The sequence below is a fragment of the Paenibacillus agaridevorans genome (assembly GCF_018604145.1).
In the GTDB taxonomy this organism is placed as follows: Bacteria; Bacillota; Bacilli; order Paenibacillales; family Paenibacillaceae; genus Pristimantibacillus; species Pristimantibacillus agaridevorans.
Genome location: NZ_CP075889.1, coordinates 2412271 through 2427229, shown reverse-complemented (window position 1 = coordinate 2427229; position 14959 = coordinate 2412271). Strand labels below are relative to the sequence as shown.

Sequence of the window (14959 nt, the reverse complement as noted above, 5' to 3'; positions counted from 1 at the left end):
GCAGAAAGTTTGCTAAAGCGTGACTTTATTGTTGGTGGCGGTGGTGTTCTTGCTCCGGTTATTGAATTCTATGAACAGCTTAATGCGTTGATGTTCAAGCAACTGGTATATCGCCTCGGCATCGTGCGCAGTATCCAGGAGTATAATGACAATTGTGCCCGAGGAGAATCGTTGCTTGAATTCAGCCGAGCTGACGATCAGGCAGACGGCATTATGCCGCGAGGCCGGATTTTTTATAATGAAGTGTGAAACTGCTAGAGAACAGTCTCGATGATGGTATTTAATCATCGAGATTTTCTTTGATTTCACCCATACAAATACGACAAAGTCTCAGTGTTCTTGTTCATAAACATCACATTTAGTATCTGATGTATCGATCTGAATTGTGGTATGCATAATTCTAAACTTATTAACTAAAACATCTTTCGCTTCATTTATTACTATTGTGTTAACTTGAGAATCATCAACTACGATATGGCAACTGAGGGAGGGGGTGTCTGAAGATATTGCCCATATATGAAGATCATGTACTTCTTTGACATGCGGCAGAGAATGGAGTGCTGACCGTACCTCACTCACTTGAATATGGGGCGGAGCACCTTCCATTAGAATATGGATGGATTCACGAGTTACTCTATAGGCGCTGAAGATAATAAGGACAGCCACCACTACGCTTGCAATTGGATCTGCTAAGTTCCAACCAAAGAACATAATTAATAAAGCTGCTGCTACGGCACCGACTGACCCCATTAAATCGCCAATGACATGCAAAAAGGCACTACGAACGTTTAAGTTTTCAGATGTATTGCCTTTCATTAAAATAAAAGCGGCAACAATATTTACCAGCATGCCTATCCCCGCAATAATAAGCATGCCACTACTCATGACTTCTGGAGGCTGCGAAAATCGGCGATAAGCCTCCCAGAATATATACAAAGAAATAAGCATCAAGGTGATACCATTGATAAATGCCGCCAGCACTTCAAAACGCTTATATCCGAAAGTTTTTAACTCATTTGCTTTTCGCTCTCCAAAAGTAATTGCCAAAAAGCTCAATCCAAGTGCGGCCGCATCGCTTAGCATATGGCCTGCATCAGAAATTAAAGCCAAACTGTTGGTCATAAATCCGCCGATCGCTTCGATGAACATATAGGTAGCGATAATAATAAAGGAAAGCTTTAAGGCTTGTTTATTCGTGTTTTTTCCATGCTCATGGGAATGACCGCTATCATGAGTATGCTTAATGGAAGGTTCTTGCGAGTGATGATCGCGATTTTGTTTGTAAGCATGTGGCTCAATATTTCCCATCTTATATTTCACTCACCTTTGTCCACAATTTTAGGAAACCGCCGATGCTCTGGCATAGACGGTTTATTGACTTATTGCTTTTTGATCAGACTAGTCAAGCTAACGAGTGTTACGAAGATTGTTACTCCCATATCGGAGAGAATGCAATCCATAACGTCAGTCAACCAGGGATGGTAAGTAAACCGCTTTTGCTTTCAAGCCGAGTGAAACAGAAATGTTAAACTAAATGATCTGATTCACTCGTTTAGCTACAGATACCGCTTCTGGTAGTTTACCCAAATGATCCTGAATTAGTACGATATCTGCAGTTTCGATGGCTCTGTTGGTAGCTTTTCCCATCGCAATGCCAAGTTGGGCAGAAGCAAGGGCGGACGCATTGTTTATTCCATCCCCAATCATGGCTACTTTTCCAAGTTTGGAGAGCTCCTTGACGCGTCTTTCTTTATCTTCTGGTAAGCCGCCATAAAATTCGGATAATTTAAACATATGATCATAAGATCATGTATTAAGAAAAAAACGGCACCATATCAAACTAAAATTCTAACATTGTGCAGACATTGTGGTCGTGGAAAGGAGATTGGTCAAGATTATTTAGATGAGTTCAAAGTCTGATTTTTTAATTGGGCGATAGACTTAGCATCTTCACCTACTCCGCCTATAAGAGCTAAGCTTCTGCGGTTCTGCCAAGGTAAGCCAACAAGATAAAGACCACTAACCGTAGTTATACCATGATTATGAGCGATTGACCCATTTGTTTGAAAGTGAACATCGGAAATGTCAAGCCACTCATAACGGGATTGAAAACCTCTGCACCATATTACATTTGCAAACATTTGAATTGACCCATCAGATAAATGAATGCCGTCAGTGTTAGCGTTCGTTGTTTTTGACTATAGTTCAACAGCGGAGGATTTGATACGTTGTTTCAATTCCATACCGATAATCGGATCAGGTCTTGACTGAATCTATCGGCCAATAAATGAGCGGGACGGAGCATTTAAAATACTTAACTTGTCGAACCTAAAAAATGATTTTACCGAAAAACTCTAATGACAGGAAGAAAGGCGATGACTAACCGACATATAAGTTTTTCATAAGCTCGATATTTCTACAGAAATCTGAGCCCCTGAATTTCCTCCTCCTACAATCAAAGTGTCTCTAGGGAGAAGTTGATTGGGGTTTTTATAGTCAGACGAATGCATTTGAATTACATTAGATGGCAAGTTGGAAGCAAAAGAGTGGGAATTTCCCTTTTGGAAAGGTCCGTCGCTATTTTAATGTTTTTGAATATATACTTACCGTTGGTTCGTCCAATCTTGAAAGAAACCGTTCTGTTTTAATGCTTTGGTTACCTCGACATTAAGGTGAACAGGGAGATGGAACGTTGTAGCACAATTCTCCAATTAGTCAGCAGTTTCATTTTTGCTTGGGAATTTATCCGGATTTCCCGGAAAGGGCATACCGGGAAGTCCGCTGTAGGTTCTTGGTGTAAAAAGAACAAGGGAATCGTAGCGCGCCCTCCAAGAACCGCCAATTCGAGAATAGATTTCAACGATTATAAAAGGGATGCCCAACTTCTTCAAGTGAAAACCAACTGCTAAACCAGCTTGTCCTGCTCCAATGACGGGAACATCTGTAACTGTGTTGTTATTTGAAAATCCTATGTATTGATTTACAGCAATGAGCTGGATATTCTATTATATTACCATCAATTGAACGCATGCTCATATAAAGGTTTTTTTGGGCTTGCTAGCTCATTCCTACCGTTAATGTTCTCAAAGTTGTTACACTTTTCATCCAATTAACTGTATTGAATTTGTTATACTTATGACATATTTAATAAACTATATAACGTAGTGTAATTGGTTGCCGCTAATTAGCGAGAAATGAGCATTGATATTGAGAGAGAGTGAGGTAGAGTCGTGATGAACGAGTTAACGATTCGTGTACTCATTATCGACGATAACGATCAGGTTAGAGAGGGTATACGTACCGTCCTAGGCAGCGATTCAACCTTTCAAGTAGTAGCAGAAGGAATCGGCAGGGATGCGCTTGTGTTAACTGAGCGATGGATCCCGGATCTAATTTTAATGGACAATCCGATTTCGGGAGTAGATAGAATAGAAACTGCGAAACTGGTCAAGCAAAAACCTCCCTTAGCCAAAATAGTTATTGTGACGGATTCTAAAGATATTACTCAAATATTCGAAGCGTTTAAAAACGGAGCACAAGGTTATCTTTTAAATAGTTTGCAACCACCATTTTGGCACGAGTATTTAAAAGCTATTGCGATCGATAACGTACCGATGACAAATGAGCTATCGCGTCTTATCTTGAGAGAGTTTAACCTATTAGCAAAACCGGAACACAAAAGTTCGTCTTTGACACATCGCGAGGAGGAAATACTTGGGCTGGTAGCAAGCGGATTGGTTAATCGTGAAATATCTTATACCTTAGGGATATCGGAGAACACGGTCAAGAACCATATCAAAAACATGATGTATAAGCTTCAAATGGTGAATAGGGTGCAACTAACTAAATATGCTATTGAACGTGGCATGTTTATGATGTGAATTTACTCATATGAGAACGGTGGGGAGAAGTCTTTGTACATGCGAATGTTATATATTTTCACTATTGTAAGCTTGCTTACTGGTGCGGCGATGTCTGCGCCTGTATATGCACATACGAGCTTGGACGATTCATACCCAGAGGCAAACACAATCATGACGGAGGAGCTAGAAGAAATCGTCCTGGAGTTTAATAGCGAAGTAGCACCTTTAAGCACCTTGGAAGTCATCAATAGCGATGGGGGAATCATTCCGATCGACACTGGTAGCAAAGTTAAAGGAGGCGGTTCCTAACGGAACATATTCCGTGCGGTGGAGGATCGTCGGCAAAGACGGTCATCCCATAGAGGGAGGTCTAAAATTCGATATTCGTATACCGGTAAAAGAATCGCCGACACCAGCAAAGAACAACAGTCATCTCCAAAGCCAGTCCCTACTTCCGGACCTATTCCTTTTCCCGACTCGATGTATGATAGTGATCCAGACCAGACAATAAAACCTGAACAAGCTATTGTCTGGATCAACAAATCGTTCAGGGCACAAAGGTTATAATAGGAGTTGGCACAGGTGCGTATAGCTAGCCGATACATAACGAGCAAATTCGGTAAGCGTTGGGGCAGACTACACGCAGATACTGATGCGGTATCATCTAATTTGATCATCAAAGTCTTCCGACAACGGGAAGGTAAAAATGGCTGCCTAAGATAAAAGTTATGGTAATCATGTCATTGTAACTCATCAGAATGGTTATCAAACGTTATATGCTCATCTTAGCGAGATTAGCGTAGAGAAAGGTGAAGCTTTAGAAAAAGGAGACCTTATAGGAATTATGAGGACAACAGGACGTTCGACAGACGTTTATCTCACTTCGAAATTAGAAAAGATGGTGTACAGCTGAATCCTTGAAGTTTTTGGAGTAATGGTACGACAATAAGAGATCCCAGTTGAGGGTTCTCTTAAATTTGTCGTAAGTGCAGCGATATTAAACTATATATAATGGTTTAATATTGCAAGAGAGGACGAATTGGATGAATGATAGAAAAAGCATTCTAATTTTTGAGCATGATGAAGCTTACAGAAGTCAATTAAAGAAACAACTCGAACATGAACATTTCGTTGTTGAAGCAGTTGAAAATGCAGATAATGGGTTACTTTACTTATTACAAAACGAGATTGACGTTATCCTATTGGACATGTATCTACCCGGAATAAGCGGGTTGGATGTACGAAATATGATTCGTAAGTTTAAATCCACACCGATCATTTTTTTAACGACAAATGAGAAAGGGGACATACGTCTGGAAGGGTTTCAAGGAGGAAGCGATGCATATATGGACAAGTCCTCCGCCCCCCATGAAATAGTATCCAAAATAATTGATTTACAGAGTAGAACAACCGAGAAGGACTATGAGGTTAGAACATCAAGCGGGAACCAGTTAGTATTTCCATACTTCATTATTGATTGGGATAACTATCGAATAAGCTCAGACGATCTTCATATCTATCTGACAAGAAGGGAACGTGACTTGTTGCAATATCTTCTTAACAGACCCAATGTCATTTTGACAAGAGATCAACTGTTAAAAGACATATGGGCTAATGAAGCCACGGTTAATACACGAACGGTCGATACAACCATTAAACGGATCCGGGATAAGCTAAATAAAGCATACCCTCAAGCTGCTTCGATGATTAAGACGGTATGGGGAATAGGTTATATTGTGAAATTTAATATCTAAAAGCTTTTTAGAAGAAACTTGAACATAGTATCTATCGTACGAACTGCGAGAGAATAAATTGTTAAATATGAACAGTTATTTATACTTGTGATTGATTTGTGTGTGCAAGGTTCAAATCCCTTCGCCTGCAAGAGTGAAGAAATGGCTGCCAAACAACAATGTCTATGCATGCTTAAAGGGGCTTGTGCTTAGGCTATGTATAACTATTTGTCTTGGAATAGCCTTTATATTTATCACGGATGGTGGGTCAGGTTCCAACGGCAAAATTCAGTCCAGAACGATTTTGTTTGCACTTTTTATTGCGATTTCGTTGGTAGCAGGATCTGTGTGGGTGTTATCCTCCGGTCACTCCTGAGTGGCGAAGATGACTTTGTCTCGAGAATCGGACATGGTACAATAAGATTATCCATTGATTTTCGAGGAGGGGACTGTATTTGAGGGTAAAGAAAATAAATATGAGCGAAGAAGGTCTCAACCGTTTTTTCGGCTCGCTTGAGGTAAAAGTCATGAACACGCTGTGGGATAAGGAAAAACTGACTATCAAACAAACCCACCAAATTTTAAATAATGAAGATCCTATATCCATCAATGCGGTCATGACGGTTATGATCAGGTTGTCCGAGAAGGGGCATCTTCGAAAAGAGTCGACCGGCGGTGGGAGAAATCGATTGACGTTCTTCTATCCGGTACAAACTAAAGAACAGTTTATAATAGAGGAGACAAGGGCAGTAACAAACGGATTAATCGAGGATTTTGGTTCATTAGTGGTCAATCATTTTATAGATCACCTGGATGATGCGGACCCAGAGTTGATTGAGATGCTCGAAAAACGAATCAACGAGATTAAACAAAAATGAACAAACGTACAAAACATTCTTATTATAATCCCGAGGCCATTCTTGCATTCATCTTTGTTCTTGTTTGCTGGATACTTGCTCAGATGAGCTATAGTTTAGTTCATCAACTAGGCGATGTTTCCACAGGGGCTAATAACCAAACATTATTCTTGGCCGTGTTTAGAGACATTGCATTGAATCATGCCTTGTCCGAGCAATTGTTTAATGGTTTTATCATTTACTTGTTGATAGTTAGCATCTATCATACGGTATTACAGGCAAATCAAAGAATCAAGCTTCAACTTTATTTGAAAAGTCGTTTGGATGAAGAGAGTACTGCATTTTGGAATTATCGCTACAAGAATGACGGTGTGCAAATAGTGGTCGTAAAGGAATCTGCTTTCGTAGCCATGTCATACGGCATGTGGATGCCTAAAATCGTCATTTCGACGGGAGTACTGTCTAGGTTCGATAAAGAAGAAGTCGAGGCGATCCTTTTGCACGAGCTTTATCATTGCAAAGCGTTCCATCCTTTACAAATGAGTCTCCTAATGTTGGTAAGCAAAGGACTTGCGTTTGTGCCGCTAATAAAGGATATGGTTCATTATTATTCAATCTGGACGGAGCTGAGAGCTGACCGTTATGCAGTTAAACGTATGAATTCGGAGCTTCCAATCGGACGCGTATTGTTGTCGTTGATTAAAAGCAATGCAACTTTTAGCGGAAGAGCTGGCGTTCATTTTGCTAATGAAGCTGTTAATTATCGAATTCGACAGATTATTGATCCGTCAAGAGATTTATACATTACACTCACCAATAGGAAAACCATTGTAACGTCCGTCATTGTTCTATTCGTCATGTCTTTGTTTTTAATTGGGAATTGTTTAAGATAGATATGGGCAAGGATCGCTAGATATTCCTTGCCTTTCTTTTTTTGTTTATACTACTAGTTGTAGTCAATTCGAAAGTCGGAGGAGGATATTGGTGACAAAAGTTATTGTTTTTTTTGCAATCGTTCTTATAGCCGCGATTATACTCTCAGTAGTAGCTATTCGAGCTGTCAAATCATCAGCGGTTACCTCTGCTTATAAAGAAGATGGCGAAAAGTGAAAGCATTCTAATAAATAAACGGAAGGATAAAAGCCCATTTTAGCGAAATAAACTATAATATGTAGTTTATTAAAAGGTAAGTGAAGGGAGTAAGTGGTTTGAGGAAAAGTGTCATGATTGTATTGTCGAGTCTAATGTTCTTGCTTGGAGGCGGCAGCGTATTTGCACAAAAATCGGAGCCAACAGTTTTGATGGAGTCGGTTAACGAAGTAATCGGCTCTCCTTACAAATGGGGAGGAACAACGGTTAAAGGGTTTGATTGTTCTGGATTTATTTTGCATATCTTTAATCAGTTTGATGTAAAGTTGCCTCGTACTTCATCTTCACAAGCTGACACAGGCATAGAGGTAGCGAAGGGTAAATTGCGGGAAGGCGACTTGGTTTTTTTTAATACGAGTGGAAAAGGAATCTCCCATGCGGGTATATACATAGGTGAAGGAAAGTTTGCTCATTCCTCTACAAGCAGAGGCGTAACTATTAGCAAGCTAAGTGACGATTACTATAAAAAACGTTATGTAACAGCCAGACGCGTCATTTCTGAAGATATTTTTGATGCAATGATGGATATAAAGTAACGGTTTATTAGGACGGTTTTGAAGATCCTGGTCAGCGAGAAGAGGCTAGCCGAAAATCATCACTTAAAAAGTTTAAAAGTGCACTTTCTACATTTGTTCAAAACAATAGGGCTACACCGTTATAAGAAGGAGTCTAGCTTGGTTAAGCAAGGCTTCTTTTTTTGTTGTTGCGTGCCCAGAGGCACGCATCTTCTAGCTGGTGAAAGTCCAGTCGCGGGAAGAGCCAAGTCCCCGCGTAGCTAGGATACCTGCGTACGGCGAAGTCTGTGTGTAGAAGCGTATCGACGAAAGTACCTGTCGGAGACAGGGCGAGCAACATACCAGGCCGTAACATAAAGTGAATCCTGCCGCGTCGTCAAAAAGGCCTCGCAAGAGGGAAGAGAGGAAGCCGAATCTCGAACAACTGGATAAAGGCCACGGAAGCTGTTAAGAACTTGGAGTGACAGCGAAGAATCCTCCGGCGTAAGGGGATCGGCATGGTATGGATGCAGTGAACTGGGGATGCCCTCCCCTGCACGAAAAAAAATCGTAAAGAGGCACTCTATAAGCCCGGAAGGTGAAATGAGCGGTCTGTAGGAAGGGACTCCGAGGGGCTCATAGTACGTGCGTGGCAGCACGATCATCAGGTGGGTTAAAGTCCCACTGAGTCTCGGACTAGGGGACTCATATCCAAACTCGGGGGTAACGCCTCGGGGGCCGGCGAATTTTTTTTTTGCTGGAGGGCAGGGCGTCTGCCGTGAGGCAGAGTCTGAAGGGCTTGAGGAGAAGTACCAGGCCGTAGTGAAACGGGGCTACCCGAATTGCGAACCGGTCGGCCAAAGATGGGGCAAGGTCGAGTCTGCACTATGGAGACGATCGTTCTAGTCCACCCATCGTACCAAGGTGTGTGCGGACGGCATGGTACGGAAGATGACGATGTGACCCATGGAGATCTCGCCGTGTCTGAACAAATGCATTACAGGCCGAGTGGTTAAACAAAGTCGAAGCGGTCGCGCCGCGCCCACCGCTTCCCAAGATCGCGCGGCAGACTCAGTAACGGATGCTATAAGGAAACCCCGAAATGCATACCGGACGCACGGCGAGAAGTCGGAGAGCTGCGTACTACTTTAGAACGGGCGAACAAGCAGAAACGTCCGGATCAGCCGCCCAGGTGCGGTTGGCTTCCACCCACTCAAAAGGTGAAACGGAAGGGGAAGGCAGCTCGCTTTATAGAGACCGAAGTGGAGTGAGTTTCGAGAGTAGGCGGCAAGGAACGGACAGTTCCCTACGCGAAAGACCCAGAACTTGCAGGCGGAGGATACGAAACGCATGAAAGCAGAAGGCACAGGACGAAAAGTTCATTCATTAATCGACAAGGTGTATCACCGAACAAACTTGGAAATGGCATGGGAATCGGTGAGAGCAAACGGAGGCAGCGGAGGAATCGACAAGGTTTCCATTCCGGCATTCGAAGCAGTCGCCGAAGCCGAACTGGAACGGTTGCAGGAAGAGCTGAAACAAGGCACGTACCGGCCGATGCCGGTCAGACGGACTCTTATTCCCAAGAAGGGGAAGCCCCAAGAGAAGCGTCCGCTAGGTATCCCTGCTATCCGGGACAGGGTATGTCAGCAAGCGCTGAAAAACAGAATGGAACCGATCTTCGAACCCCTGTTCAGCGAATGTAGTTTCGGGTATCGTCCGGGCCGTTCCACCCATCAATCGATGAGGAAGATCTATCGCGAGCTGATGGACGGATACGAATGGGTTGTGGATGCGGATTTGCGGGACTTTTTCGGGACGGTGCATCACGAGCCGCTCATCGACATGATCGCAGAAAAAATCAGCGATGGGAGAATTCTCAATCTAGTCAGACAAATGCTCGAAGCCGGGTACATGGAAGGCGGGAAGAAATACGAAACGCCCAGCGGCACACCGCAGCGTTGCAAGCCCGCTGTTTAGTAACATTTACCTGAACCGATTCGATCATGAGATGACGGGCAAAGGATATCGCCTGACGCGTTTTGCCGACGATTGGGTCGTCCTTTGCAAAACGCAGGCGGAAGCCGCGAAAGCGCTAAGAGACGCTAGAACGATACTAGAATCTCTTGGACTGACGCTTCACCCGGATAAAACAAGGATTACCCACATTAAATGGGGATTCGAGTTTTTGGGATACAAGCTGAAGCGAGGGAAGGGACTGTCGTTACCGCAGGAAAAGGTGAAGAAGCAACCGAAAATGAACATCTATGCCTTTCCCAAGGACAAATCGATCCAATCATTCAAAGATACCATTCGAGCCCGAACGCATAGACGAATTCCGCTGACCGTCTTTGAGCTCATTGCTTCCATTAACCCGGTCATACGAGGATGGGGCAACTATTTCCGTAAAGCCCATGTAAGAAAGCTCTTCAATCGACTCCAACGCTGGATTATTCGGCGAATTTGGAGTCACCGCTTTAAACGTTGGCGCAACATGGGATGGAAAAAGTTACATGAGTCCGTCCTCTACTCCAAGTACAAATTGGTAAACCTCCTGTCGTTAATTCCAGACTTGAACCTACGAACTGCACCCAGAGGGTGACATGAAGGAAAGCGGATTGCGGGAAAACTGCACGATCCGTTTGAACGAGCGGACGGAGGAAGGCGCAAGCCGACCTCCTTCGACTCTACACCATCACCACAATAAGAGGGTAGTGTTAACTTATGGTGGTAATTGACAAGGACAGCTTGCGCTTTTTCATGGCATCTTCATGAAATCGCCATTGGGCTGTGTTGGCCATCTGCCGGTAGGAAACATCCGGAGTGGCTTCGGCCATTTTGGTCAAACCAATATTCGTAACTACTGCCATTATTGTAGCCATGAGCACCTTTGTTTCCTCTTCATTCGGAGGTCGATTTGTTGAAGCGTGAATGAATTGCTCATGAAATCTTGTCCAATTTGGCTACCTCCATAAGTAGATCGGTCAGCTTAATACGAGGAAGCAGCTCATACAAGGATACGCTGAAATCCCGCGCTTCTTCTGGAGTATCCTTTTCCAAACGTTCGATATGCAACTTACCATTGTCTACGTTGATACCTTCGAGGATATCCACATTTTTTGAAACCCATCACAGCCTCTTGAGCAGCGATTCCGTACGTTCAGCCAAGTAATCGCTGGGCGACATACTCACCGCGAGTTTTATAGTGCCAGGTTCGATTCGTGTCCAATTCTCTTTCGGAACGAGGTATTCATCGAAGTCTTTATGCTGACGGCTGCCGACAATGGAGACATCACCGGAACGGACATAATTCCGAAGCTCGGTGAGAACAGCCATTTCATAATAATGTCTGTTAATTGTTCCATCAATATCATAAACATGCTTCTGCCAGCGGTTTGAAACAAAATTCAACGGTGCGCCTTCCGGAACCTTCCGCTTCCCGGATTCGATCATATTCCGGATAATATCGATAGCTTTGATAAGTGGATCTGCTGATTTGGTGGAGCGAAATTCCAGCGATTTCAACAGTGTTGGTGTATACTTTCGCAACTTATAAAATTTCTTTTCGAGTAAGTCCAAATAATCGTATTCAAAGGGACGTGCCAGCCGCTTTGCCTCTTCAATGGATTCAACGAGCTTGTCCCATGGCATGACGGCATCGAGTGCAATAAACGGATCAATGCCTTCACTCCTAGCCTTTATGAGTGCTGCACCAAGATCGGCAAACTTGAATACACTTTGCCGATTTTGTGCGTCAGACTCGCCTACACATGCGGTAGCGCAGTGTTGGCATTCGACTACACAGTTAAGGCATGCATCGATACAAGATTGGTGAACAGCGTGCAATTACCTCATCGCTTTCTAAATACAGATCAGGATTAGTTTCCCTACATTAGGAACTTTAATCAGGGCATGTATCGTGATCGGGTCATACAATAAGATGAAAACCTGAATCAAGTAGTGATAGGTAGGTGTATACCCATCCAAGTACCTGGTATTTTGGCAGTTGGATTTTCTTTTATTCAACCTCTCCATCTCATGTTGATTGAATAACACGCGAACGAATAAAGTTGCCCAAGTTTAAGAATTCTATGTATGGGAGGTATTCACGATGATGGATGGCATGATGATGGATAGATGGATGATGGTTATGATTTGTGTTATGATGTGCATCGGGGCGCTCATCGTTATACTTGTGATTGGAGCAACCGTTTACGTTGTTGCCCGATTGTTGATGATGAAGAGCTGTGTTGTGGATCGTCCCTTGATGATGCTGAAAAAACGCTACATTAGAGGCGAAATTAATGATGATGAATATTTACGAATGAGAAAAGTCATCAATGACGTGAAATAAGGGAGTACCAGCCATGGATGAACAGTTGTATCTAATCGCCCTTGTTGCCGGGTTTGCCGGGGCATTTGGATTATGGACATATCCCAAGATGAAACGAAATGAACCAAAAAACAACGAATAGTTCTGTTCAGCTTGGCGCTTCTCGATAAGAGGCGCTTTTGTTGTATTAAGACCTTTCCACGAGAAAAAGCAGCTTCATGCTTTCAACAAATTTAAGTTGTAAAATAAAGCTATTATCGAATGAGAGATTCTATGCAAAGACTTCATATACTTGTTGTCGATGACGAATGGCAAAACGATACGAAAAAATTAGGCGAAAATTGTTCTGGGCTTTTGCTTATAGGAGGCCGATCGGGTATGTTAAGCGAAATGACGTCAAAGCCCGTCTATCTAGCTTGTGGCAGTACCGATCTACGCAAATCGATCGACGGCCTTGCCGCACTCGTCCAGGAAGGACTCGGGATGAGTCCATTTTCTCCATCGCTGTTCGTTTTCTGCAACTGTGAGCGCAACAAACTTAAAATATTATACTGGGAGCATAACGGATTTTGGTTGTACTACCGCAGGATCGAATGCGGTACGTTCCAGTGGCCGCAGGCAAATCGGGAGCCTGTTGCGATCACAAGCCGCGAGCTTCGCTGGCTGCTCGATGGGCTATCAATAAGTCAGCGGCAGGCTCATCCGAAAGTACCGGCTGAAGTAGTGATTTAAGAAATCACACCTTACGCAAATCGTCAGACCTGGCAGCAGGTACTCGCCTGCGCGGTATCGAAATCATTTAGTATGGAAAAGCGAACGGAAACCCCTGACCCCGAGTTTCTTCAACAGAAAATCTCAAAACAGGAACAGCAAATTGCTGAACTGTCTGCGAAGCTCAAATGGTATGAAGAGCAGTTTCGCTTGGCTCAGCAGAAGCGCTTCGGCGCTTCCAGTGAGAAGACGCATCCCGACCAACTGGAGATGAATCTGTTTAACGAAGCTGAAGTGCTTGCTGCGTCCGCTCCTCAAGAGCCAGACGTCGAGACGGTTACGTACAACCAGAAGAAACGTGTTGGCAACCAAGAAGCCAAGCTAGAGCAATTTCCTATCGAGATGATCCACCATGCCTTACCGGAGTCTGAGCAATTCTGCTCGTGCTGCGGCGGTGGACTCCATGAGATGAGCACCAAAACGCGTAATGAGATTGCGGTCATTCCGGCGGAGGTGAAGGTCATCCGTCGTGTGCGGCTCGTCTACACGTGTCGCCGCTGCGAGAGGGAAGAGATCCGTACACCGATCGTCACAGCGCCTATGCCAAAACCGATTCAGCTGGGAAGTCTCGCATCCCCGTCCATTGTGGCACATGTGATGAGTCAGAAATATGTGGACAGCCAGCCGCTCTATCATCAAGAGCAGCAATTTGCCCGACTGGGCCTTACCCTGTCACGCCAAACGCTTGCAAACTGGATGATCTACGGATCTGAGCAGTGGCTGTCGCTCCTTACAGACCGCATGCGTATTCAACTGCTCGAGAAAGACATTTTGCATGCCGACGAGACGACCCTACAAGTCCTACACGAACCCGGTAAGGCCGCCTCTTCGAATTCGTACTTGTGGCTGTATCGAACGGGTCACACCGATACGCCGATTGTCTACTATGACTACCAGCCGACGCGCGGAGGCGAGAACCCGAGGAACTTCCTCAAAGGTTTCAGCGGCTACCTGCATGTCGACGGCTATTCCGGCTACCACAAGGTCAAGGAAGTGACCCTTGTGGGATGTTGGGCCCATGCACGCCGGAAGTTCGACGAGGCATTAAAAGCGTTGCCGCTTCCACAAGACAAGACGGCAACCGCTGCCCAGCAAGGACTTGCCTTCTGTAACCAGCTATTTGCGATCGAGCGCGAGTTGGCCAAGGCGACAGCTGAAGAACGTTACACCATCCGTCAGGAGCGAAGTCTCCCCATTTTGGATGCTTATTTGCTGTGGCTGAAGCAGCAGCGTTCGCGCACATTGCCAAAGAGCAAGCTAGGAGAAGCGATCACCTACAGTATCAATCAGTGGGAGAAACTGACAATGTTTTTGAGAGATGGTCGGCTGGAGATCGACAACAATCGGAGCGAACGTGCGATCAAACCATTCGTCATTGGGAGGAAGAACTGGCTGTTTGCCAACACACCGCGCGGTGCAAAAGCAAGTGCGACGATCTACAGCGTCATCGAAACAGCAAAGGAGAATGGATTAAACCCGTTCAAGGACCTTCAGTATCTTTTTGAACAGCTGCCTCAGCTAGCTGATCCCAAAGATCCAAATGCACTGGACAGGCTGCTTCCGTGGTCATCATCGCTACCGCTAATTTGTCGCGTATATAAACAAGAATAAACAAAGCAACAGCCCTCATCTTGGTTTCAAGGTGGGGGCTGTTTGACGCTTACTTTTATAAACTGTGGCTAAGTTGCATGACAAGTGAGCGACATTACTCTATCGCAGTTCAAACACATTTGCTCACACATTTGATCTGAGTATTTTA

General features: G+C 44.2%; 16 protein-coding genes and 4 pseudogenes. 15 read left to right on the top strand and 5 right to left on the bottom strand.

Annotation, left to right across the window (positions count from 1 at the left end; genetic code table 11):
• Positions 1 to 9 precede the first annotated feature (9 nt).
• Positions 10 to 249 carry a hypothetical protein gene (locus tag KJW29_RS09970; protein ID WP_214629675.1) on the top strand — a complete coding sequence of 80 codons (240 nt, stop codon included), beginning with the start codon at positions 10 to 12 and terminating at the stop codon, positions 247 to 249.
• Between the two features lie 81 nt (positions 250 to 330).
• Here KJW29_RS09970 and KJW29_RS09965 read toward each other — a convergent pair whose 3' ends face one another.
• The 3 genes and pseudogenes from KJW29_RS09965 to KJW29_RS36745 form a co-directional block, all read right to left on the bottom strand.
• Positions 331 to 1308 (bottom strand): cation diffusion facilitator family transporter, encoded by a 978-nt coding sequence (locus tag KJW29_RS09965; protein ID WP_214629674.1) that lies wholly within the window; start codon positions 1306 to 1308, stop codon positions 331 to 333.
• Between the two features lie 71 nt (positions 1309 to 1379).
• Positions 1380 to 1785 (bottom strand): annotated as a pseudogene (locus KJW29_RS09960) (HAD hydrolase family protein); the annotation flags it as partial.
• Positions 1786 to 2399: 614 nt separating this feature from the next.
• Positions 2400 to 2510: a hypothetical protein gene (locus KJW29_RS36745; RefSeq protein WP_214629673.1), complete on the bottom strand. Its 111-nt coding sequence runs from the start codon at positions 2508 to 2510 to the stop codon at positions 2400 to 2402.
• Positions 2511 to 3233: 723 nt separating this feature from the next.
• On the opposite strand from KJW29_RS36745, the gene KJW29_RS09950 reads away from it, so the two are divergent.
• From KJW29_RS09950 to KJW29_RS36640, 11 genes and pseudogenes are all read left to right on the top strand, one after another.
• Complete coding sequence (locus tag KJW29_RS09950) at positions 3234 to 3881, top strand: LuxR C-terminal-related transcriptional regulator (RefSeq protein WP_214629672.1); 648 nt, start codon at positions 3234 to 3236, stop codon at positions 3879 to 3881.
• A 39-nt stretch (positions 3882 to 3920) separates the two neighbouring features.
• A complete protein-coding gene (locus KJW29_RS09945; RefSeq protein ID WP_214629671.1) occupies positions 3921 to 4172 on the top strand; it encodes a copper resistance CopC family protein in 252 nt (83 codons plus the stop codon).
• A complete protein-coding gene (locus KJW29_RS36740) occupies positions 4117 to 4374 on the top strand; it encodes a copper resistance CopC family protein (protein ID WP_214629670.1) in 258 nt (85 codons plus the stop codon). The genes KJW29_RS09945 and KJW29_RS36740 overlap by 56 nt, the downstream gene beginning before the upstream one ends.
• Positions 4375 to 4596: 222 nt before the next feature.
• Positions 4597 to 4776: pseudogene (locus KJW29_RS36735) on the top strand (M23 family metallopeptidase); the annotation flags it as partial.
• A 130-nt stretch (positions 4777 to 4906) separates the two neighbouring features.
• On the top strand, positions 4907 to 5617 hold the full coding sequence (locus tag KJW29_RS09930; protein WP_214629669.1) for a response regulator transcription factor: 711 nt from the start codon (positions 4907 to 4909) through the stop codon (positions 5615 to 5617).
• Between the two features lie 434 nt (positions 5618 to 6051).
• On the top strand, positions 6052 to 6474 hold the full coding sequence (locus KJW29_RS09925; protein ID WP_214629668.1) for a BlaI/MecI/CopY family transcriptional regulator: 423 nt from the start codon (positions 6052 to 6054) through the stop codon (positions 6472 to 6474).
• Positions 6471 to 7346, top strand: a complete 876-nt coding sequence (locus KJW29_RS09920; protein WP_214629667.1) for a M56 family metallopeptidase — start codon at positions 6471 to 6473, stop codon at positions 7344 to 7346. Before KJW29_RS09925 ends, KJW29_RS09920 begins: the two co-directional genes overlap by 4 nt.
• A 91-nt stretch (positions 7347 to 7437) precedes the next feature.
• Positions 7438 to 7563, top strand: a complete 126-nt coding sequence (locus tag KJW29_RS36470; protein WP_281426347.1) for a hypothetical protein — start codon at positions 7438 to 7440, stop codon at positions 7561 to 7563.
• A 113-nt stretch (positions 7564 to 7676) separates the two neighbouring features.
• Positions 7677 to 8138 carry a C40 family peptidase gene (locus tag KJW29_RS09915; protein WP_425517512.1) on the top strand — a complete coding sequence of 154 codons (462 nt, stop codon included), beginning with the start codon at positions 7677 to 7679 and terminating at the stop codon, positions 8136 to 8138.
• Positions 8139 to 9446: 1308 nt separating this feature from the next.
• A complete protein-coding gene (locus KJW29_RS36060; protein ID WP_343222774.1) occupies positions 9447 to 10076 on the top strand; it encodes a reverse transcriptase domain-containing protein in 630 nt (209 codons plus the stop codon).
• A gap of 31 nt (positions 10077 to 10107) precedes the next feature.
• Positions 10108 to 10698 carry a group II intron maturase-specific domain-containing protein gene (locus KJW29_RS36640; RefSeq protein ID WP_343222773.1) on the top strand — a complete coding sequence of 197 codons (591 nt, stop codon included), beginning with the start codon at positions 10108 to 10110 and terminating at the stop codon, positions 10696 to 10698.
• Between the two features lie 59 nt (positions 10699 to 10757).
• Here the strand turns inward: KJW29_RS36640 and KJW29_RS09905 are convergent.
• Positions 10758 to 11837: pseudogene (locus KJW29_RS09905) on the bottom strand (Tn3 family transposase); the annotation flags it as partial.
• A pseudogene (locus KJW29_RS37020) lies at positions 11832 to 11942 on the bottom strand (four-helix bundle copper-binding protein); the annotation flags it as partial. The pseudogenes KJW29_RS09905 and KJW29_RS37020, both read right to left, overlap by 6 nt.
• A gap of 265 nt (positions 11943 to 12207) precedes the next feature.
• Here KJW29_RS37020 and KJW29_RS09900 point away from each other — a divergent pair.
• The 3 genes from KJW29_RS09900 to tnpC all read left to right on the top strand — a co-directional run bounded on the left by KJW29_RS09900 (position 12208) and on the right by tnpC (position 14811).
• Positions 12208 to 12450 carry an SHOCT domain-containing protein gene (locus tag KJW29_RS09900; RefSeq protein WP_214629665.1) on the top strand — a complete coding sequence of 81 codons (243 nt, stop codon included), beginning with the start codon at positions 12208 to 12210 and terminating at the stop codon, positions 12448 to 12450.
• A 357-nt stretch (positions 12451 to 12807) separates the two neighbouring features.
• Positions 12808 to 13161 (top strand): IS66 family insertion sequence element accessory protein TnpB, encoded by a 354-nt coding sequence (gene tnpB / locus KJW29_RS09895; RefSeq protein ID WP_214629664.1) that lies wholly within the window; start codon positions 12808 to 12810, stop codon positions 13159 to 13161.
• A gap of 72 nt (positions 13162 to 13233) precedes the next feature.
• Entirely contained in the window at positions 13234 to 14811 is a 1578-nt protein-coding gene (tnpC, locus tag KJW29_RS09890; protein ID WP_214629663.1) for an IS66 family transposase, read from the top strand.
• The last annotated feature ends 148 nt before the right edge of the window (positions 14812 to 14959 follow it).